The 20,092-nt window shown below is 64.3% G+C and carries 22 protein-coding genes; 17 read left to right on the forward strand and 5 right to left on the reverse strand.

The annotated features are described in order from the left end of the window. The first annotated feature begins 21 nt into the window (after positions 1–21). The 15 genes from urtA (at position 22) to ABIB80_RS07325 (ending at position 14,155) form a co-directional block, all read left to right on the forward strand. Complete coding sequence (gene urtA, locus ABIB80_RS07255) at positions 22–1,344, forward strand: urea ABC transporter substrate-binding protein (RefSeq protein ID WP_007599797.1); 1,323 nt, start codon at positions 22–24, stop codon at positions 1,342–1,344. Between the two features lie 84 nt (positions 1,345–1,428). Beyond that, positions 1,429–3,036, forward strand: a complete 1,608-nt coding sequence (gene urtB, locus ABIB80_RS07260) for an urea ABC transporter permease subunit UrtB (protein ID WP_354127157.1) — start codon at positions 1,429–1,431, stop codon at positions 3,034–3,036. After that, complete coding sequence (gene urtC / locus ABIB80_RS07265) at positions 3,033–4,211, forward strand: urea ABC transporter permease subunit UrtC (protein ID WP_007599799.1); 1,179 nt, start codon at positions 3,033–3,035, stop codon at positions 4,209–4,211. The genes urtB and urtC overlap by 4 nt, the downstream gene beginning before the upstream one ends. Beyond that, positions 4,208–4,969 carry an urea ABC transporter ATP-binding protein UrtD gene (gene urtD / locus ABIB80_RS07270; RefSeq protein WP_007599801.1) on the forward strand — a complete coding sequence of 254 codons (762 nt, stop codon included), beginning with the start codon at positions 4,208–4,210 and terminating at the stop codon, positions 4,967–4,969. Before urtC ends, urtD begins: the two co-directional genes overlap by 4 nt. Before the next feature lie 3 nt (positions 4,970–4,972). Beyond that, the gene (gene urtE, locus ABIB80_RS07275; protein WP_007599806.1) at positions 4,973–5,668 is read left to right on the forward strand and encodes an urea ABC transporter ATP-binding subunit UrtE; all 696 of its coding nucleotides are present in this window, start codon (positions 4,973–4,975) and stop codon (positions 5,666–5,668) included. Between the two features lie 31 nt (positions 5,669–5,699). Beyond that, on the forward strand, positions 5,700–6,530 hold the full coding sequence (locus ABIB80_RS07280) for an urease accessory protein UreD (RefSeq protein ID WP_007599808.1): 831 nt from the start codon (positions 5,700–5,702) through the stop codon (positions 6,528–6,530). Positions 6,531–6,554: 24 nt separating this feature from the next. After that, positions 6,555–6,857 (forward strand): urease subunit gamma, encoded by a 303-nt coding sequence (locus ABIB80_RS07285; RefSeq protein WP_007599811.1) that lies wholly within the window; start codon positions 6,555–6,557, stop codon positions 6,855–6,857. 111 nt (positions 6,858–6,968) lie between these two features. After that, positions 6,969–7,274: an urease subunit beta gene (locus ABIB80_RS07290; protein ID WP_007599812.1), complete on the forward strand. Its 306-nt coding sequence runs from the start codon at positions 6,969–6,971 to the stop codon at positions 7,272–7,274. Between the two features lie 57 nt (positions 7,275–7,331). Further along, positions 7,332–7,871: an HD domain-containing protein gene (locus tag ABIB80_RS07295; RefSeq protein ID WP_007599813.1), complete on the forward strand. Its 540-nt coding sequence runs from the start codon at positions 7,332–7,334 to the stop codon at positions 7,869–7,871. Positions 7,872–7,908: 37 nt separating this feature from the next. Continuing rightward, complete coding sequence (gene ureC, locus ABIB80_RS07300; RefSeq protein WP_007599814.1) at positions 7,909–9,624, forward strand: urease subunit alpha; 1,716 nt, start codon at positions 7,909–7,911, stop codon at positions 9,622–9,624. Positions 9,625–9,766: 142 nt separating this feature from the next. Next, complete coding sequence (locus tag ABIB80_RS07305; protein ID WP_007599815.1) at positions 9,767–10,066, forward strand: putative quinol monooxygenase; 300 nt, start codon at positions 9,767–9,769, stop codon at positions 10,064–10,066. 14 nt (positions 10,067–10,080) lie between these two features. Next, the gene (locus ABIB80_RS07310) at positions 10,081–10,698 is read left to right on the forward strand and encodes an urease accessory protein UreE (protein ID WP_083869916.1); all 618 of its coding nucleotides are present in this window, start codon (positions 10,081–10,083) and stop codon (positions 10,696–10,698) included. Further along, positions 10,679–11,407 (forward strand): urease accessory protein UreF, encoded by a 729-nt coding sequence (locus tag ABIB80_RS07315; protein WP_083869919.1) that lies wholly within the window; start codon positions 10,679–10,681, stop codon positions 11,405–11,407. Before ABIB80_RS07310 ends, ABIB80_RS07315 begins: the two co-directional genes overlap by 20 nt. Before the next feature lie 159 nt (positions 11,408–11,566). Next, positions 11,567–12,190 (forward strand): urease accessory protein UreG, encoded by a 624-nt coding sequence (gene ureG / locus ABIB80_RS07320; protein ID WP_007599817.1) that lies wholly within the window; start codon positions 11,567–11,569, stop codon positions 12,188–12,190. Between the two features lie 297 nt (positions 12,191–12,487). Then, entirely contained in the window at positions 12,488–14,155 is a 1,668-nt protein-coding gene (locus tag ABIB80_RS07325) for a CHASE domain-containing protein (protein WP_007599818.1), read from the forward strand. Here ABIB80_RS07325 and ABIB80_RS07330 read toward each other — a convergent pair. From ABIB80_RS07330 to ABIB80_RS07350, 5 genes are all read right to left on the reverse strand, one after another. After that, entirely contained in the window at positions 14,152–14,760 is a 609-nt protein-coding gene (locus ABIB80_RS07330) for a TetR/AcrR family transcriptional regulator (protein ID WP_198288318.1), read from the reverse strand. The two genes, ABIB80_RS07325 and ABIB80_RS07330, sit on opposite strands and share 4 nt — an antisense overlap. Before the next feature lie 87 nt (positions 14,761–14,847). Next, positions 14,848–15,990, reverse strand: a complete 1,143-nt coding sequence (locus ABIB80_RS07335; RefSeq protein WP_007599820.1) for an OpgC domain-containing protein — start codon at positions 15,988–15,990, stop codon at positions 14,848–14,850. Between the two features lie 178 nt (positions 15,991–16,168). Beyond that, positions 16,169–16,624, reverse strand: coding sequence for a hypothetical protein (locus ABIB80_RS07340; RefSeq protein WP_007599822.1), 456 nt, complete (start codon positions 16,622–16,624; stop codon positions 16,169–16,171). A gap of 76 nt (positions 16,625–16,700) precedes the next feature. Next, the gene (locus tag ABIB80_RS07345) at positions 16,701–17,072 is read right to left on the reverse strand and encodes an ElaB/YgaM/YqjD family protein (RefSeq protein WP_007599824.1); all 372 of its coding nucleotides are present in this window, start codon (positions 17,070–17,072) and stop codon (positions 16,701–16,703) included. A gap of 78 nt (positions 17,073–17,150) precedes the next feature. Then, a complete protein-coding gene (locus ABIB80_RS07350; RefSeq protein WP_007599829.1) occupies positions 17,151–18,263 on the reverse strand; it encodes an AI-2E family transporter in 1,113 nt (370 codons plus the stop codon). A 209-nt stretch (positions 18,264–18,472) separates the two neighbouring features. Here ABIB80_RS07350 and ABIB80_RS07355 point away from each other — a divergent pair, with 209 nt between their 5' ends. Both ABIB80_RS07355 and ABIB80_RS07360 read left to right on the forward strand, forming a co-directional pair. After that, the gene (locus ABIB80_RS07355; RefSeq protein ID WP_007599830.1) at positions 18,473–19,303 is read left to right on the forward strand and encodes a L,D-transpeptidase; all 831 of its coding nucleotides are present in this window, start codon (positions 18,473–18,475) and stop codon (positions 19,301–19,303) included. A 17-nt stretch (positions 19,304–19,320) separates the two neighbouring features. Continuing rightward, positions 19,321–19,974, forward strand: a complete 654-nt coding sequence (locus tag ABIB80_RS07360) for a DUF2865 domain-containing protein (protein WP_007599831.1) — start codon at positions 19,321–19,323, stop codon at positions 19,972–19,974. Positions 19,975–20,092: the final 118 nt, after the last annotated feature.

Raw genomic sequence — 20,092 nt, forward strand, 5'->3', positions numbered from 1 at the left:
CGTCAGGGAGATGAGACACTCATGCATAGCAAATCCACTCACGATATAGCGGCGCCATTTAGCCGCCGTGGCGTTCTCGCCGCGACCGCCGGACTGATGCTTGGTCTGGCTTCCATTTCTGGTGCGAAAGCCGCGGACGACACCATCAAGGTCGGCGTGCTTCACTCCCTCTCCGGCACCATGGCCATCAGCGAAACCACGCTGAAGGACACCATCCTCTTCCTGATCGACGAGCAGAACAAGAAGGGCGGCGTCAACGGCAAGAAGCTCGAAGCCGTCGTCGTCGATCCCGCTTCGAACTGGCCGCTGTTCGCCGAGAAGGCGCGCGAGCTGATCACCAAGGACAAGGTCTCGGTGGTGTTCGGCTGCTGGACCTCCGTGTCGCGCAAGTCGGTGCTCCCGGTGTTCAAGGAGCTGAACAGCATCCTGTTCTACCCCGTGCAGTACGAGGGCGAGGAGAGCGAGCGCAACGTGTTCTACACCGGCGCCGCGCCGAACCAGCAGGCGATCCCCGCCGTCGACTATCTGATGAAGGACGAGAAGGTGAAGCGCTGGGTGCTCGCGGGCACCGACTACGTCTATCCCCGCACCACCAACAAGATCCTGGAAGCCTATCTGAAGTCCAAGGGTGTCGCCCAGGAAGACATCATGATCAACTACACGCCGTTCGGTCATTCCGACTGGCAGACGATCGTGGCCGACATCAAGAAGTTCGGCTCGGCCGGCAAGAAGACCGCGGTGGTCTCGACCATCAACGGCGACGCCAACGTTCCCTTCTACAAGGAGCTCGGCAACCAGGGCATCAAGGCGAAGGACATCCCGGTCGTCGCGTTCTCGGTGGGTGAGGAAGAACTCGCCGGCATCGACACCAAGCCGCTGCTCGGCCATCTCGCCGCCTGGAACTACTTCCAGTCGATCAAATCGCCGGAGAACGAGAAGTTCATCAAGGCGTGGCAGACCTACACCAAGAACCCGAAGCGCGTGACCAACGATCCGATGGAAGCGCACGTGATCGGCTTCGACATGTGGGTCAAGGCGGTCGAGAAGGTGAAGTCGACCGATCCGGACAAGGTGATCGATGCGCTCCCGGGCATCGAAGCCAAGAACCTGACCGGCGGCACCTCCAAGATGCTCCCGAACCATCACATCACCAAGCCGGTGTTCATTGGCGAAATCAAAGCCAACGGCCAGTTCGACGTGGTGTGGAAGACCCCGGGTCTTGTCGCAGGCGACGCCTGGTCGAAGGAGCTCGATGGCTCCAAGGACCTGGTCGGCGACTGGGTCGGCAAGAAGTGCGGCAACTTCAACACCAAGACCAACAAGTGCCTCGGTTCGGGCTCCTGATCCGGATCTGACGCTCCATTGCACGATCGGAGAAGGCGGCGATCCCGCCGCCTTCTCCACCCTTTTCTGCCGGGGTCTTTCACAGTGCCAGCCAATTTGTCCGCCCGCCTCTGTTCGCTCCTGCTCTCGTTGTTCCTGATCGCGTTCGCACTGCCGGCCTTGGCCGGCCCGTTCGAGGATGCGGTCGCCAAATTCGCCAACGACGATTATTCCGACACGGAAGAGGCGATCGGCGTGGTCGCGGGCAGCGGCAACAAGCTGGCTTTCCCCATCATCAGCGCGCTTCAGGACGGCCGACTCATGGCCGACCCGGATAGCAAGAAGGTTTACGTCACCGGCACCGACGGCAAGTCGATCGATGCCGCGACCGGCCTGGCTGTGGCGAGCGTGCCCGACAGTGCAAGCGCGGTCCGCCTCAACAACCGCTTGCGCCGCAGCGTCGATGCCGCGATCGGCAGCCTGACGCTGCAGTCACCGGACATCGGAGCGCGGCTGCAGGCCGCGCAATCCGTCTTCAAGTCGCATGAGGAGACGTCGCTCGAAGCCATCGATGGCGCGCTCGCCAAGGAAACCAACCGATCCGTCAAAGCTGCGCTGGGCGACGCCCGCGCGGCGATCCTGTTGTTCAAGCCTGATGCCACCGAGGTCGAGAAGCTCGAAGCCGTTGCCACCATCAAGGCGCGCGGCGACCAGGAGGCGATGGCGCTGCTTACCGGCATGGGCGACCAGCCGGCCTCGGTGACCAAGGCTGCCGCGAGCGCAATCGGCTCGATCCAGAGTTCGCTCGCGGTCTGGTCGATGGTGCAGAATGCCTGGTACGGCCTCTCGCTGGGTTCGGTGCTGCTGCTTGCTGCAATCGGGCTTGCCATCACGTTCGGCGTGATGGGCGTCATCAACATGGCGCATGGCGAGATGGTGATGATCGGGGCCTACACCACCTTCGTGGTGCAGGAGGTGATCCGCACCCGCTATCCCGGCCTGTTCGACTATTCGCTGCTGATCGCGGTGCCGCTCGCCTTCCTGGTGGCGGGCGCGCTCGGCGTCGTGATCGAGCGCAGCATCATCCGCTTTCTCTATGGCCGTCCCCTGGAGACGCTGCTGGCGACGTGGGGCTTGTCGCTGGTGCTGCAGCAGGCGGTGCGCACCATGTTCGGCCCGACCAACCGCGAGGTCGGCAACCCCTCCTGGATGAGCGGCGCGTTCGAGCTCGGCCAGATCACGATTACCTATAACCGGCTCTGGATCCTTGTCTTCACGCTCGCGGTGTTCGTCATTCTGCTCGCGATGCTGCGCTACACGGCGCTAGGGCTCGAGATGCGCGCGGTGACGCAGAACCGCCGCATGGCGGCCTCGATGGGCATCGCGACCTCGCGGGTCGATGCGCTGACCTTCGGCCTCGGCTCGGGCATTGCCGGCATCGCCGGCGTGGCGCTGTCGCAGATCGACAATGTCAGCCCCAATCTCGGCCAGAGCTACATCATCGACAGCTTCATGGTCGTCGTGTTCGGAGGCGTCGGCAATCTCTGGGGCACGCTGGTCGGCGCCTTCACGCTCGGCATCGCCAACAAATTCCTGGAGCCGGTCGCCGGCGCCGTGCTCGGCAAGATCGCCATCCTCGTTCTCATCATCCTGTTCATTCAAAAGCGGCCGCGCGGCCTGTTCGCGCTCAAGGGCCGTGCGGTGGAAGCATGACCCCTCACATGCTGACGCGATCGCTGGACCGCGGCGCGACGATCTTCCTTGCGGTCGTCGTGGCCTGCGGCATCCTGATCCCGCTCTCCAACCTGCTGCTGCCCGCGGGTTCGTTCCTGCAAGTGCCGACCTATCTCGTCGCGCTCTGGGGCAAATATGTCTGCTACGCCATCCTGGCGCTCTCGATCGACCTGATCTGGGGCTATTGCGGCATCCTCTCGCTCGGCCACGGTGCTTTCTTCGCGCTCGGTGGCTACGCGATGGGCATGTACCTGATGCGGCAGATCGGCAGCCGCGGCGTCTACGGCAACCCGATCCTGCCTGACTTCATGGTGTTCCTGAACTATTCGAAGCTGCCCTGGTACTGGTACGGCTTCGACATGTTCTGGTTTGCCGCGCTGATGGTGCTGATCGTGCCGGGCCTGCTCGCCTTCTGCTTCGGCTGGCTCGCCTTCCGCTCCCGCGTCACGGGCGTGTATCTGTCGATCATCACCCAGGCGATGACCTATGCGCTGCTGCTGGCCTTCTTCCGCAACGATTTCGGCTTCGGCGGCAACAACGGCATGACCGACTTCAAGGACATTTTGGGCTTCAACGTGCAGGCCGAAGGCACCCGTGCTGCGCTGTTCGCGCTGAGCTGCCTGGCGCTGATCGCCGGCTTCCTGATCTGCCGCGCCATCGTCTCGTCCAAGCTCGGCAAGGTGCTGATCGCGGTGCGCGATGCCGAATCGCGCACGCGCTTCCTCGGCTACCGCGTCGAATCCTACAAGCTGTTCGTGTTCACGGTGTCGGCCTGCATGGCAGGCGTCGCCGGCGCGCTCTATGTGCCGCAGGTCGGCATCATCAACCCGAGCGAATTCGCGCCCGGCAATTCGATCGAGGCGGTGATCTGGGTTGCGGTCGGCGGCCGCGGTACGCTGGTCGGCGCTGCGCTCGGTGCCGTCGTCGTCAATTACGCAAAGACGTTCTTCACCTCCGGCATGCTCGCGCCGTACTGGCTGTTCATGCTGGGTGCGATGTTCATTCTGGTGACGCTGCTGCTGCCCAAGGGCATCGTCGGCACTTTCAACGCCTGGTGGGACTCGTCGAAGGAAAGGCGCGACGCCGCGACCATTGCGAGCGCCGCGGCCGAAGATGGCGTCGCCGAACCCAAAATGGCGGAGGAGGCGCAATGAACGTCATGGACACCCGCGCGACCTCCGCAATGCTGTATCTCGACGGCGTGCACGTCTCGTTCGACGGCTTCCACGCCATTAACAACCTCTCGCTGACGCTCGAGCCCGGCGAGATGCGCGCCATCATCGGCCCGAACGGCGCCGGTAAGACCACGATGATGGACATCATCACCGGCAAGACCAAGCCCGACGAAGGCACCGTGCTGTTCGACGGCGTCACGGACCTGACGCGGCTTGACGAGACCCGCATCGCCGAGCTCGGCATCGGCCGCAAATTCCAGAAGCCGACCGTGTTCGAGAGCCAGACCGTGCAGGACAATTTGCTGCTCGCGCTCAATGTCGACCACAGCGTCAAGGCTACGCTGTTCTGGCGCGGCAGCCGGGCGGAATCCGAGCAGATCGACAAGGTGCTGGAAACGATCCGCCTTACCGAGGCCCGCAACCGTCTCGCCGGCAGCCTCAGCCACGGCCAGAAGCAGTGGCTTGAGATCGGCATGCTGCTCGCCCAGGATCCAAAACTGCTTCTCGTCGACGAGCCCGTCGCTGGCATGACCGACGTCGAGACGCATCTCACCGCCGAGCTGCTCAAGGAAATCAACAAGACCCACACCGTGATGGTGGTCGAGCACGACATGACGTTCGTGCGCGAACTCGGCGTCAAGGTCACTTGCCTGCACGAGGGTACCGTGCTCGCCGAAGGCACCATCGACCAGGTCTCGTCCAACGAGCGGGTCATCGAAGTCTATCTGGGGCGGTGAGCGATGCTTGAGGTCAAGGACATCAACCTGTTCTACGGCGCGGCGCAGGCGCTGCGCGGCGTGTCGATCGCGGCCGAGCCCGGCAAGGTGACCTGCGTGCTCGGGCGCAACGGCGTCGGCAAGACCTCGCTCTTGCGCGCCATGGTCGGGCAGTACCCGATCTCATCGGGCGCGATCGTGCTCGACGGCAACGATATTACGGGCCTGAAGCCCTATGAGCGCGCGCGCAAGGGCATCGGCTTCGTGCCGCAGGGGCGCGAGATATTCCCACTTCTGACGGTCGAGGAGAATCTCAAGACCGGCTTCGGCCCGCTCAGGCGCGAGGACAAGCACATTCCGGACGACGTGTATTCGCTGTTCCCGGTGCTGCAATCCATGCTCGGCCGGCGCGGCGGCGATCTCTCCGGCGGCCAGCAACAACAGCTCGCGATCGGGCGTGCGCTGGTGATGCGGCCAAAGCTGCTGCTGCTCGACGAGCCGACGGAGGGCATCCAGCCCTCGATCATCAAGGATATCGGCCGCGCCATCTCGTACCTGCGCAATCTCGGCAACATCGCCATCGTGCTGGTCGAACAATATCTCGACTTTGCCTGCGAACTCGGCGACAGTTTTGCGGTGATGGATCGCGGCGCGGTGAAGTTCACCTGCGACCGCTCCAATCTCGACGCGAGCGAAATCAGCCGCCAGATGGCGCTGTAGGCCATTCTGCCGCGACCGGCTGGGGAGGCGGATGCGCAGCGACGTTTTAGCGACATCTTCGGTGTTCGACGCCAACCGTGCCCGCGGAGCGGTGCGCTTCGACGTCCACGCGCGCGACGGTGTGACACGTCGCGGGATCTTGCATGAGTCCGGCTCCCTGCGCGTGCGCTTCCCTTCGCCGGAGGACGAGGGGCTCTCCGGCGTGTTCGTCAACACGGCCGGCGGCGTCGCCGGCGGCGATCGCTTCGACATCGAAATCGCGGCCGCAGATGGTGCGAAGCTGACGCTGACGACGGCGGCCGCGGAAAAGGTCTATCGCGCGCCAGGGCAGGCGGCGGAGCTCAATATAGCGCTGAAGGTTGCCGCAGGCGCACATCTCGGCTGGCTGCCGCAGGAGACGATCCTGTTCGACCGGGCGCGCGTGCGCCGTCGCTTCGACATAGACCTCGATGCGACTGCCTCGCTCCTGCTGTGCGAGATCGTGGTGTTCGGCCGTACCGCGATGGGTGAGCGGATGGAGCAGGGCGAGTTCGTCGACCGCTGGCGACTGCGTCGCGGCGGCAAGCTAGTGTTCGCCGAGACCGTCAGGCTCGACGGCAATATCGGCGCAAAGCTTGCGCGATCGGCGGTGGCGAAGGGCGGCGCTGCGATCGGGACGGCGCTGATCGTGCCCGGCGACGAGGCCCTGATCGAGCGTCTCCGCGAGGCCTCGGAATCCTTCGCCGGTGAGGTCGGGATGTCCGCCTGGAATGGCTTTGCAATGGCGCGGTTCTGTGCCCAAGATGCGGCGCGCCTGCGTGGCGACATGATGGCCGTATTGGCGCGCACCGGTGCGGCGCTGCCGCGGCTCTGGCTGAATTGACGAAGTGAACGGAAGAGATTTCGTATGAACCTGTCTCCGCGCGAAAAGGACAAGCTTCTGATCTCGATGGCGGCGATCGTAGCCCGCCGCCGGCTGGATCGCGGCGTCAAGCTCAACCATCCGGAGGCGATCGCGCTCATCTCCGATTTCATCCTCGAAGGCGCGCGGGATGGCCGCACCGTCGCCGAGCTGATGCAAGCGGGTGCGCAGGTCCTCACGCGCGACCAGGTGATGCCGGGCATTCCCGAGATGATCCACGACATCCAGGTCGAGGCGACCTTTCCGGACGGCACTAAGCTCGTCACCGTGCACGAGCCGATCAGGTAGTTTTGAATTCGTCATTCCGGGGCGCCTGAAGGGCGAACCCGGAATCCAAAGATTGTTGATCGAGATTCCGGGTTCTCGCTGCGCGGGCCCCGGAATGACGAGGAGGATAGAATGATTCCCGGCGAACTCTTCATCCAGGACGGCGAGATCGAGCTCAATGCCGGCCGCAAGACCGTGACGCTGACGGTCGCCAACACCGGTGACCGCCCGATCCAGGTCGGCTCGCACTACCATTTCTTCGAGACCAACCCGGCGCTGAAGTTCGACCGCAAGAAAGCCCGCGGCATGCGCCTCGACATCGCCGCCGGCACCGCCGTTCGCTTCGAGCCCGGCCAGACCCGCGACGTTCAGCTCGTCGCGGTGGCCGGCAAGAAGACCATCTACGGCTTCCGCGGCGACGTGATGGGGAAGCTGTGAAATCCACAGGAACGAGCGTGGCGCGGCATGGTTGAGGCGAAAACGGAGGACTTTGCCATGCTGTCACCTGTCCGCCTCGTCTCCGAAGCCGCCGAGCTCGCCGCGCGCCGTCACAACGGCATGGCGCGCAAGGGCCGTGGTCATGAGCCCTACATCAACCACCTCGCCGAGGTCGCGAACCTGCTTGCCACCGCGACCGACGGCGCCGACGCCGAACTCGTTGCCGCAGGCTGGCTGCACGATGCGATCGAGGACACCGACACCACGCGCGAGGAGCTCGCGCAAAAATTCTCCGACCGTGTCGCGTCGCTTGTCGAGGAATGCACCGACGATATGAGCCTGCCTAAGCCGGAGCGGCGGCGGCGTCAGGTGCTCGACGCACCGAAGAAATCGGCTGGCGCCAGGCTGATCAAGATCGCCGACAAGATCAGCAATATCGGCGCGCGCGTGCATTCCGATCCGACGGCCGAGGAACGTGACGATCTCGTCGACTACACCGACTGGGCCGAGCAGGTTGTCGCCGGTTGCCGGGGCGGCAACTCTTGGCTCGATACGACATTCGACGACACGGTGCTCACAGCGAGGACCTCGCTGTGAGCACCGGTCCAAAATTCAAACGCAAACGGGGCTTGTGATGTCCGTCAAAATAAAGCGTTCGGTCTATGCCGACATGTTTGGCCCGACCACCGGTGACAAGGTGCGGCTGGCCGACACCGACCTCATCATCGAGGTCGAGAAGGATTTCACCACCTACGGCGAGGAGGTGAAGTTCGGCGGCGGCAAGGTGATCCGCGACGGCATGGGTCAGTCGCAGGTCACCAACAAGCAGGGCGCGGCGGACACCGTCATCACCAATGCGCTGATCGTCGATCACTGGGGCATCGTGAAGGCCGACGTCGCGATCAAGGACGGCATGATCGCCGGCATCGGCAAGGCCGGCAATCCCGACATCCAGCCGGGTGTCACCATCATCATCGGCCCGGGCACCGACGTAATCGCGGGTGAAGGCAAGATCCTCACCGCCGGCGGCTTCGACAGCCACATCCACTTCATCTGTCCGCAGCAGATCGAGCACGCGCTGATGTCTGGGGTCACCTCGATGTTAGGGGGCGGCACCGGGCCCTCGCACGGCACGTTCGCCACGACCTGCACGCCGGGGCCGTGGCACATGGGGCGGATGATCCAGTCGTTCGACGCCTTCCCGGTCAATCTCGGCATCTCTGGCAAGGGCAACGCCTCGCGGCCCGCCGCGCTGGTCGAGATGATCAAGGCCGGGGCCTGTGCGCTGAAGCTGCACGAGGACTGGGGCACGACGCCGGCCGCGATCGACACCTGCCTCTCGGTCGCCGACGACTACGATATCCAGGTGATGATCCACACCGACACGTTGAACGAATCCGGCTTCGTCGAGGATACCATCAAAGCCTTCAAGGGCCGCACCATCCACGCCTTCCACACCGAGGGCGCCGGCGGCGGTCATGCCCCCGATATCATCAAGGTCGCGGGGCTCAAGAACGTGCTGCCGTCCTCGACCAACCCGACGCGGCCCTTCACGCGCAACACCATCGACGAGCATCTGGACATGCTGATGGTGTGCCACCACCTCGATCCCTCGATCGCGGAAGATCTGGCGTTCGCGGAAAGCCGCATCCGCAAGGAGACCATCGCGGCCGAGGACATCCTGCACGATCTCGGCGCGCTCTCGATGATCTCGTCGGACTCCCAGGCCATGGGCCGCCTCGGCGAGGTCATCATCCGGACCTGGCAGACCGCCGACAAGATGAAGAAGCAGCGCGGCTCGCTGCCGCAGGATAAGGGCAAGGACAACGACAATTTCCGCGTCAAGCGCTACATCGCCAAATACACGATCAATCCCGCGATCGCCCATGGCGTTTCGAAGCTGATCGGCTCGGTGGAGAAGGGGAAGCTCGCCGATCTCGTGCTGTGGTCGCCGGCCTTCTTCGGCGTCAAGCCCGATTGTGTCGTCAAGGGCGGCATGATCGTCGCCGCTCCCATGGGCGATCCCAACGCCTCGATCCCGACCCCGCAGCCGGTGCATTATCAGCCGATGTTCGGCGCCTTCGGCAAGGCGATAACCGCATCCTCAGTGGTGTTCACCTCGAAGGCCGCGATCACCGGCGGCCTCGCGCGTAAGCTCGGCATCGACAAGAAGCTCTATGCGGTCCAGAACACCCGCGGCAGGATCTCGAAGAAGAGCATGATTCACAACGACGCCACGCCCAATATCGAAGTCGATCCGGAGACCTATGAGGTCCGCGCCGACGGCGAGCTTTTGACCTGCGCCCCCGCCGAGGTGCTGCCGATGGCGCAGCGATATTTCATGTACTGAAATAGCGCCTCAACGCATGTCTCAGGAACATGTCCTGGTCGCATATCCGGGGGCAGCTTTTCCGGGTTTTGCGTTCGATCCCGCCTGGTCTAAGGTCCCGCCGGGTATCTGAAGCCCAGAAGAAAAGCCGGGAGGATTTCTCGTGATCTACGTCGTCGCCACCTTGACCATCAAGCCTGAAACGCGCGCCGAATTCATTGCAGCTGCCACCGCCTGCATCAAGGAGACGCGGAAAGAGCCCGGCAATATCGCCTATGATCTGCATGAGAGCGTCACCGATCCCGCCAAGATGGTGTTCGTCGAGCAGTGGGAGAATGCCGAAGCACTGGTGCCGCATCGCGCCATGGAGCACATGAAGACGTTCGGCCGCGTCGCGGTGAAGTGTTTTACGGCGCCGCCGAAGATCGAAGTGATCACGCCCGAGAAGGTCGAGACACGCTAACGGGGTAAAAGCGCATGATCCGGGCGACGCAGGTCAGGGGACAACACCGCTTCGCGGAAGCGCCGGCGGATACGGTCGTGCTCGATTTCGACGATCGACACCGCCGCCGGATGGCGATGACGGGAACGCGGGGGCTCGAGTTCCTGCTCGACCTGGAGAATGCCGTCGCCCTGCGCGGCGGCGATGCACTGGTGTTGGAGGACGGCCGACTGGTCGAGGTGGTCGCCGCGCCCGAGCCGTTGCTCGAGATTCGCGGCCACGATCCGCACCACCTTATTCGCGTCGGCTGGCATCTCGGCAATCGCCATCTGCCGACGCAGATCATGGCCAAGGGCCTGCGCATCCGCCGCGACCACGTCATCGAAGCCATGGTGAAGGGCCTCGGTGCGCGCGTGATCGAGATCGAGGCGCCGTTCGATCCCGAGGGCGGCGCCTATGCCGATGCCGGTCATGCGCATGGACACGACGACCACGCGCATCACGATCATGGCCACGATGATCATCATGATCACCATCATGATCACCATCATGATCATGCCGCACATGGCGACGGTCACGATCACCAGCACGACGAGCACTGCGATCACCCCGATCATCACCACGGCCACAAGCATGCTCATGACCACAAATGAGCCGGTCGCGGCCCGCGACCTCGCGGAGCGCGAGGCGGCGGCGCTGTACCGGCTGATGACCTGGCTGTCGCCCGCGTTTCCCGTCGGCGGCTTTTCCTACTCCAGCGGCATCGAATGGGCGGTCGAGGCCGGCGACATCACCGACGTCGCGTCGCTGGCGGACTGGCTCGACGCGATGCTTCGCGATGGCTCGGGCTTCTGCGATGCGATTTTTCTGGTCCACGCCTATCGCGCCACTGAAGCGGGCGAGGGCGACACCTTGAGCGATATCGCCGAGCTCGCCGCGGCCTTCGTGCCGTCGCGCGAGCGGCAACTGGAGACGACATCGCAGGGCCGTGCCTTCATCGACATGGCCCGCGCAGCGTGGGATGCCGACGGGCTGGATGCCATGGTTGCGGCATGCCGCACGCCACTGGTCTATCCCGTTGCCGTTGGCGTGGTCGCCGCGATGCACGGCGTGCCGCTGGCACCGACGCTGCACGCCTTCCTGCATGCGTTGGTCTCGAACTGGATTTCCGCGGCCAGCCGGCTCATCCCGCTCGGCCAGACCGACAGCCAGCGCGTGCTGGTGAAGCTGGAAGCCGCGGTTGCCACGACGGCACATCGTGCGCTGAATGCGACGTTGGACGATGTCGGCGGCGCGACGTTTCGCGCCGACCTCGCCAGCCTGCGGCACGAGACGCAATATACGCGGCTGTTTCGGTCATGAGCAGGGTGAGTTGCTCTCCGCCGTCGTCCTGGCGAAAGCCAGGACCCATAACCACGAGTGCGCGTGGCTATGCACAGATGCGGCTCCAGCGTGCCGTGACAATCGGGTTCAGTGGTAATGGGTCCTGGCTTTCGCCAGGACGACGATAGGAAAGACTCAATGCCTACATCTCACGGTCCCTTGCGCGTCGGCATCGGCGGTCCGGTCGGATCGGGCAAGACCGCGCTGATGGACCTGCTCTGCAAGACCATGCGCGAGCGCTACGACATCGCGGCGATCACCAACGACATCTACACCAAATGGGATGCGGAATTTCTCGTGCGCTCGGGTTCGCTGACGCCGGATCGCATTGCCGGGGTCGAGACCGGCGGCTGTCCGCACACCGCGATCCGCGAGGACGCCTCGATGAATCTCGCCGCGGTGGCGGATATGCGCGCCAAGTTTCCCGGGCTCGATCTCGTGCTGATCGAATCCGGCGGCGATAACCTCGCTGCCACCTTTTCCCCCGAGCTCGCCGATCTCACCATTTACGTCATCGACGTGGCGGCCGGCGACAAGATCCCGTCCAAGGGCGGCCCCGGCATCACCCGGTCCGACCTCCTTGTCATCAACAAGATCGACCTGGCGCCCCATGTCGGCGCCTCCCTGGAAAAGATGGAGACGGACGCCAGGCGCATGCGCGGCGAGCGGCCGTTCGTCATGACCAACCTGAAGAAGAGCCAGGGGCTGGACCGCATCATCGGCTTCATTGAGGCCAAAGGCGGCTTGAAACGGGCCGGCTGACCGGCGCGACCACCTAACGCAGGCGTTTCCCCCCGTTAACGCCATGGGCAGAGCCGTGTCCACGGAACAAATTTCGGTCACGGCAATTGATTACCTCCGGTGCCCGGAGCAAATCCGTCCCGGCCGGACCAGCGGCGGGCCGATTTAAGCTTCTCAGGCGACCAAGTTGCGTACCGATGTCTCCTCCTTCATTATCCCGGCCATTGGGGTCCACCCTGTTTCGGCACGTGCCCGTTCGAGCGGCGTCCATATGCTCCGTGTTTATTGCCGACCTCCTGCTTTCGCCTGAGTAGTCGCGTGGTCCGGCTGGGTTTCATCATCGGCTTCATTGCTCTTCTCGGAGCCCTGCTCTCCGGGCTTGCGGCCTATCGCGTCCACGACCAGGAGCTGGCGCTGGACCGGATCGCGCTGGCGCGCGCGATCGACGTCCATGCGAGCCTCGTCCAGGACCGGCTCACCGAGCGCGAACTGCTCGCGCGGGTTGCCTCCGGCCTGTTCCGGGCGCCGTCGGTGCTCAAGCCAAACATGCTCGAGCCGCTGCGCTCGGCCATCTACGCCTTCAAGACCGATTTCGTGGTGGCGGGCTGGGTCGCCCGCCTGAAGCCGAACGAACTTGCCGCAGCACAGGCCGCCATCGCGAGCGCCGGCTTCCCCAATCCGCGAATCCGCACCTATGACGACAAGCCGATCGATCCCGCAGGTGTCACCCAGCCGATCGACGTGCTGATGGATCTCGAGCCGCGCAGCAACGAGACCAAGGGGCTGCCCGGCCGCAGCTACGACCAGGATCAGGTGCGCAGCGCCATGCTGGCGCGCGCCAGAGTGGAGAAGAGATCGGTTGCCTCAGAACCGGTTGCCCTCCTGCGCAGCGGCGGGCCGATCGGCATCATTGTGGCCGCTCCCGTCATCCCCGAGGGCGCGACGGAGCCGGCGGGCTTCATCACATTTTCCTACGAGCTCTCTTCCCTGATGCTGACCAACGACGACATGTCGTTGTTCGCAGTCGCACTGAAGGATCCGCGCCGGGAGGGTGGCGAACTCGTCGCCAACGATCAAGGCGTCGTCTCGGCCCGAACGACGGCGGCCGATGGGCCGGCGCCGTCGGCGACGCGCACGGTGAGCTTTGGGGGGCGCGACTGGCAGCTCGGCTATTACGCCAAGACCAATTCGGCGCGCCGCGCCGAGCAGACTGCGATCATCGTGGCGGCGATCGGCTTTGCGATCACCGCGATGGTGTGCGGCCTGTTCGGCTATGTCGCCTACAACAATTTGCGGCTCAGCCGGGAAATCCAGGTCAGAATCGGCTTCGAGCGCCGGTTGACTGCTGTCATCGACGAGCTCAACCACCGGGTCAAAAACATCCTGGCAGTGATCCAGTCGATCGTGACCCGCACGCTGCGCCATGGCTCGGACATCGATGTCGCGCGCGAGCTCCTGATCGGCCGCATCCACGCCATGTCCAACGTCGTCTCACTGCTCAGCGAGAGCCAGTGGCAGGGGGTCAAGCTGAAGGGCCTGTTCGAGGCGCGCGCCATCCCGCATGCCGACCGAATCGCCGTCACCGGTCCTGATATCGCAGTCAGCGCGCGTGCAGCGCAGAGCCTGTCGCTGCTGTTCTTCGAGCTCGCCTCGCACTCCGACGAGGGCCTGTCGCTGGTCGGCAAGCATCCGCACATCACGGCCAATTGGACGGTGACGAACGAGGGGGCCGGCGAGGTCTTCTATTTCCGCTGGGAGGAGTTCAACACCAGCGAAGCGACGCGCCGCCCCGATTCCGATTTCGGCCTGATCCTGCTCGACCGCGTCGCGCCCGAGGCGCTCGGCGGCACCGCCAAGCGCTATTTCACCGACGTTTCCTATGTCTACGAGCTGACCGCGCCGATGGAGACGGTCGAGGACATGACCGAGCGCGACCGCACCGACAAGCTGTCAGCACCGATCCGGCCGGCGCGGAAAACGCCCTAACTCTTCGGGCGCAGCACGAGGTCAACCAGAGTCCGCGCGTAGGCCGGCGTGATCGGCGCGATGCCGAAGACGTAGCGGTAGAACAGGCTGCCATAAATCGCGTCGTAGAGATCCTGGGGCGGCGCTTCCGCCAGAATGCTGCCGTCGTTCTGGCCTGCGGCGATCATCTCGATCAGTGCGTCGCGGCGGAATTGCAGGTAGCGGGCGTAGAACAGCTCCGCCGAGCCGGTCTTGGAGATGCATTCGGAGATGACGGCGAGCTGGACCTTGCCGAACTCGCCCTGGAGCGCTTCGGCGTAGGCCGCGGCATGGCGGCGTGCGCGCGCGGCGGGGCTGCCCGAGCTTGCAGGCGGCAGCGGTAGCATCTGCGCGGCATGGTGAAGGAAGGCGTCGATCAGCAAGGCTTCGCGGGACGGCCACCATTTGTAGATCGTCATCTTGGAGACGCTGGAGTGGCGCGCGATTGCGTCGATGGTGGTGGCGGCAAGGCCGGTGGTGGCCATCAGCGCATAGGCGCTTTGGAGAATGGCGTTGGTGGTCTCGATCGACCTCGGCCGGCCGCGCCGGGGCGCGCTGTCGGCTCCCTCACTCCCGCCATTCGCCATCACCACGCCGGCCTCCTCGCGCAATCCGCTGCCGCTCCGCATAGCCCAGCCGTGACGGCCGGCCTAGCGGAATCGGAAGGTGTCGAGTTAGGTCTGCTGCCGCAAGGCCGCGGGCAGGTCCTGCCGCTTCGACCAGCCGATGTAATATGCGACCGCGGCCATCGCCGCGAAGCCGGCCAGACTCACGGCGATCTGCATCACCACCAGATTGGCGCCGGTGATCAGGACGAGATGGCCGGCGAGGGACAGGAACACGCCGACGCAGAACACCGCGAGCCATTCCTCGCCGCATCTGATGACCGCCCGTAACGGTCTCCATTGCAGGGCGGGATGATCGGCCGGGACGAGATATGTCGCGAGGAAAGCGAGCGCGAGGAAGTGGACCACGCGATAGGGTGCGAGGTTTTCCTTGTCGGTCGGCGTGATATTGTCGAGCACGATGTTCGGCAAGTAGGCGGCAAGCGCCGGCGAGTGGCGCATCAGCGTGATCGCCATTGCGAATACGAGATAGGCGCCCGCAAGCACGCGCAGCCAGGACAGGCCATGCAGCGCGCGGCCCGACGCACCGGTCACGGCGAACCAGCCGCCCAGCACCATCAGCATCTGCCAGCAGAACGGGTTGAAGGTCCACTCCTGGTCCGGATAGACCCGGAAATTCCAGTCGAACCAGCGCGCCGCAACGTACAGCGCGACCGATGCCGCAAGCATCAGGTTCGGACGCCGCAACAGGCCCCACAGCGCGAACGGAAAGAAGGCCATCAGCGGGATCATCAGCTGTAACAGGTCGAGATTCAGCGGCTCCTCCTGGAGCACGAGGCCACGCACCAGGATGCGCAGCGGGTGCTCGAGAATTCCCGATATGTTGTATTCGTGGATGATCTCGGGCGCCTTCGATTGCGAGGCGACATAGGCGATGGTGTCGATATAGATCACGAACAGCACGACATAAGCGGCATACAGCCGCCAGACGCGGCGAAAGATGCGCGTCGCCGCGACCACGTAGCCGCGCTCCAGTGCGATCCTGCCGTGAATGATCGCGACGCCATAGCCCACCACGAACACGAACAAGTCTGCGGCGCCGCTGAAGCCGAAGTTGCGCAGCGTCAGCAAATTGACGACGTTGTTCGGGATGTGGTCGACGAAAACCGACCAGTTGGCGATGCCGAGCGTCAAATAGAGACGAGGGTCGTGATGGAATGCGGCGAGGTTCGCCTGGACGGACGGTTTCATCGAAAAAATGGCTTTTTGGAATCAGGGGCGCTGCTTTTACCGGCAACCGCCTGCCTATCCGAGTAGCGTTTGCGTGATGGCGCAGGCAACGGCGCAAAATCGGCGCGGGGCCACTGGTGCCGATTCGATAGATGCGTTCGCGGGACTTCTGACGAAATTTTCTAACCCGCCGTAGCTGCTACTCGGCAGGTTCGGCCGAGGCCTCGTCGGGTACGCCGGCGCGGCTCGCCATGATTCCGAGGGCGACACCGCCGATCGCCAGGATCGGCAACAGCCGCTTGATCCCGATGGCGCGAACGATCTGGAGTCCGGTGGCGAGCAGCATGGGGTCCGCGAGCATGCTCGAGGCCGCCGACTTCGTGGCGCGCTCGGCCGCGATATAAGCTTGCTTGCGCAGCTGCCGCTTGTAGACCCAATAGCTCACCGCCGCGGTCAGGGTCAGGAGAAAGAAAACGCCTGCACCGGCAAGGCAGGCCTGCACCGGACCATATTTCTCGAGCACCGAGATGAACGCCGCTGCGCACAGGAAGCAGGTGGTGATGAAGAGCGCGAACGCCGCGCCTGCCGCCAACGAGGTCAGCCGCACAGCGCTGCCGGTGGATGCGCTGATCCCGTCGATGATGCGCTGAAACATGGTCTTGCTCCTCAGATCCCCACAAGCCGGCGCCGGCGGCGCCGCTGCGCCACCGTCTCGATACCCATTCGCGACCTCAGCGGCGCCAGGCCGCGCCGATCAGAAAGCCGATGCCGAGCGCGAGCCCGACGGTCGCGAGCGGCCGCTGGCTGATCGCGTCCTCCAGCGTCTCCTCGATCGAGCCGTAGGCCTCCTGTGCCGCGCCCATCATCGCGCTGCCGCGCTCCGACATGTCGTCGATCGCGGAATCCACGTTTTCGCGCGCTTGGCGATAGCCGCGGCGGGCCTGCTTGCCGGAGGAGTTGGCAAAAGTATTGAGCGCGTCGGTGATCTGATCGGTGAGGGCGGCGATATCGCTTTTCACGGCTGCTACATCCTTCTCGAGGCGTTCTCGGGTGGCTTTGTCGGTCCAGTCTCTCATCCCGGCTTCGGCATTGGTGGTGGACATCGGGGGCTCCGAGCTGTTGACGGTTGAGACAGCCGGGAAACGTTTCGTCGTCGGGTAAGTTCCGTTCACGGAAACCGGTCAGTCCTGCGGGAGCTGCGGCGAATCCTGCGGCAACAGATGCTCCTTCAGGATCAGGGCGACGATCAGCAGCGGCGACGACAGGAACGCGCCCATCGGGCCCCACAGCCAGGTCCAGAACGCCAGCGCCAGCAGCACCGCGAGCGCATTGAGCGCCAGCCGCCGGCCGATGATGGTCGGCGTGACGAAATGTCCCTCCAGGAAGGTGATGCCGCCAAAGGCGAGCGCCGCCATCAGGCCGCCGCTGACGGTCGGGAAGGTGACCAGTCCCACCACGACCAGAATGGCGAACATGGCCACCGGTCCGATGATCGGAATGAAATTGAGGGTGGCCGCGAGCGCGCCGAGGCCAGCCGGATTGGGCATTCCGGTGAGCGCGCAGACGATGCCGGCGGCGACGCCGACGCCGACATTGATGAGGGTCACGGTCAAGAGATAGTTGCCGAGATGGACCTCGATCTCGTTGAGGATGCGAAGCGTGCGCAGCCGTGCCTCATGATCGCTGAAGGTCATGATCATCGCCCGTCGCAGGTCCCGCCAGCTGGCGATGAACAGGATCAGCGTGACGAAGAACAGCAGGAATTCGGTAAAGGTCGGTGACAGGAATTCGATCGTCGGCTGCACCCAATCGAATTTCGGCATCTGGAAGCTCGGCAATCCCTCCGAGCCGCCGAGCATCGTCTGCAGCTCTCGCCACAGCGCCAGCGGCCGGTCGAACACGTGGACCTTGTCTTTCAGCTGGGTGCCGAGTTCGGGCAGGCGCGAGCTCCATTCCATCGCCGGCGAGGCGATCAGCGCGACGATGAAGCCGACCACGGCGGTCACCGCGAACACGATCAAGACGGCGGCAAGCCCGCGCGGCACTTTCCGGTTCTCCAGAAAGGTCGCTGCCGGCGAGAGCATCGTGCCGGTGACGAACGCCATCACGACAGGCAGGAAGAACGCCTTACCGACATAGAGTACCGCGACGATTGCGATGAGGAGCAGCCCGGCGAGCGAGAAGGCGACGAGCTCTGTGCGGCGGATCACCGGGGGGAGTTCGCCGTGGCTCTCGGGAAGCGGAGTGCCTTCGCCGTTGCCGGGAATTATACGTTCACTGGGAAGGACGCGCACAATACCTCTCCGGCACGGAGTCTTCGGTCCTCGCGCCTGTGATCACGGGAGAACGTCCAAGCGCCCTGCGGGTTCCATCGCGGCTTCGTGAAGAGGTGCTCGCTTGACTGTGACGTTGCTGCTGCATCCCGCAGCGGAACTTGTATCGGCTCGGCCGCGTTGATCGAACCAGCGCATCACCCTGATGCAGGCATCCAACGGGGCAGCACATGACGAAGTTCTCTGCAGTCCGACGCCGCATATCGCCGCGCCGCATCACCGCATTCGCGTTCGCAACCGCTTTGCTGGCAGTGCCGTTCGGCGCCGCGAGCGCACAGACGCTGGGCTACACCTATCCGCATCAGCCCTACCCGCAGGACCAGGGCTATTCGCAGGGTTATGCGAGCCAAGGGTATGCAAACCAAGGCTATGCGAACCAAGGCTATGCGAATCAGGGCTATGCAAGCCCGAACGCGCAGGCCGCCGACGAGGATGCCGCGCTGCCCGATCGCCTGCGCAGGCAGATTGTCAGCTTCGACCGCAGCGAGCCGGCCGGTACCATCGTCATCGATACCAACAATACTTATCTCTATTACGTGCTCGGCCAGGGCCGCGCCATCCGTTATGGCGTCGGCGTCGGGCGCGAGGGTTTTACCTGGTCGGGCGTGCAGAGCGTCAGCCGCAAGGCGGAATGGCCGGACTGGCATCCGCCGGCTGAGATGATTGCGCGACAACCTTATCTGCCTCGCTTCGTCGCTGGCGGCCCCGGCAATCCGCTCGGCGCGCGTGCGATGTATCTCGGGTCGAGCGAATACCGCATCCATGGCACCAACGATCCCACCACGATCGGCAAGTTCGTCTCGTCCGGCTGCATCCGCATGACCAATGAGGACGTCACCGACCTGTTCGGCCGCGTCAATGTCGGCGCCAAGGTCGTTGTGCTGCCGAAGAACGCGCCGCTGATGGCGAAAGGTAGCGATTCCGTGCGCAAGCGCCCGGCCGTGACGGCGCTGCCCTCGGGCCGGCAGGCGCTGAACGTTTCGAATTCGGCCGTGAACTAAGGATCGTGTGAGGTCACATGAAGAGACGTTCGATCGGCAAACTCGCCGGTGGCGCGGTGGCGTTCGTCGCCGTTGCCTCCGTCGGCCTCGCGCTGACGCCATCGGCCCATGCGGAGGACTTTTTCTCGGCGCTGTTCGGCGGCTTCCGCGGGCGACCGGCGCCCGAGATTCGCATGCCGTTCCAGACCGATGACACGCCACGCTACGACGCGCCGCGTCAACGGGCGTCCTATGGCGGCGGCACGGCCTATTGCGTGCGCGGCTGCGACGGACGTTACTTCCCGGCGCAGGGAAACGATTCCGAGAGCAAGGCGCAATCCTGCAAGAGCTTCTGCCCGGCCTCGGAGACGTCGCTGGTCTATGGCGGCAACATCGACGACGCGACGACGGAGAAGGGGAAATCCTATTCCGACCTGCCTAACGCGTTCCGCTATCGCAATGAGATTGTCTCAGGCTGCACCTGCAACGGCAAGGATCCGGTCGGGCTCGCTCAGGTCAAGGTCGACGACGATCCCACCTTGCGCAAAGGTGACATCGTCGCGGGCGCCGACGGCCTGGTGGTCGCCAGCCGCAATGCCAACGACCGCCGCGGTGTCGCGATGAATTTCTCCCCGCTGCCGGATTCGGTGCGCGCAAGATTCCGCCAAGTGCCGGTGGTGGCGAAGGAGTAGCCCTCAAGGTCGTCCTGGCGAAAGCCAGGACCCATTACCCCAAATGCCGGTGTTGCCCCCACACCGCTGACCACCAGCCTGCCCCTTGCAGAGTGGGGTGGCTATGGGTCCTGGCTTT

The organism is Bradyrhizobium sp. i1.15.2 (assembly GCF_040548425.1).
GTDB lineage: Bacteria > Pseudomonadota > Alphaproteobacteria > Rhizobiales > Xanthobacteraceae > Bradyrhizobium > Bradyrhizobium canariense.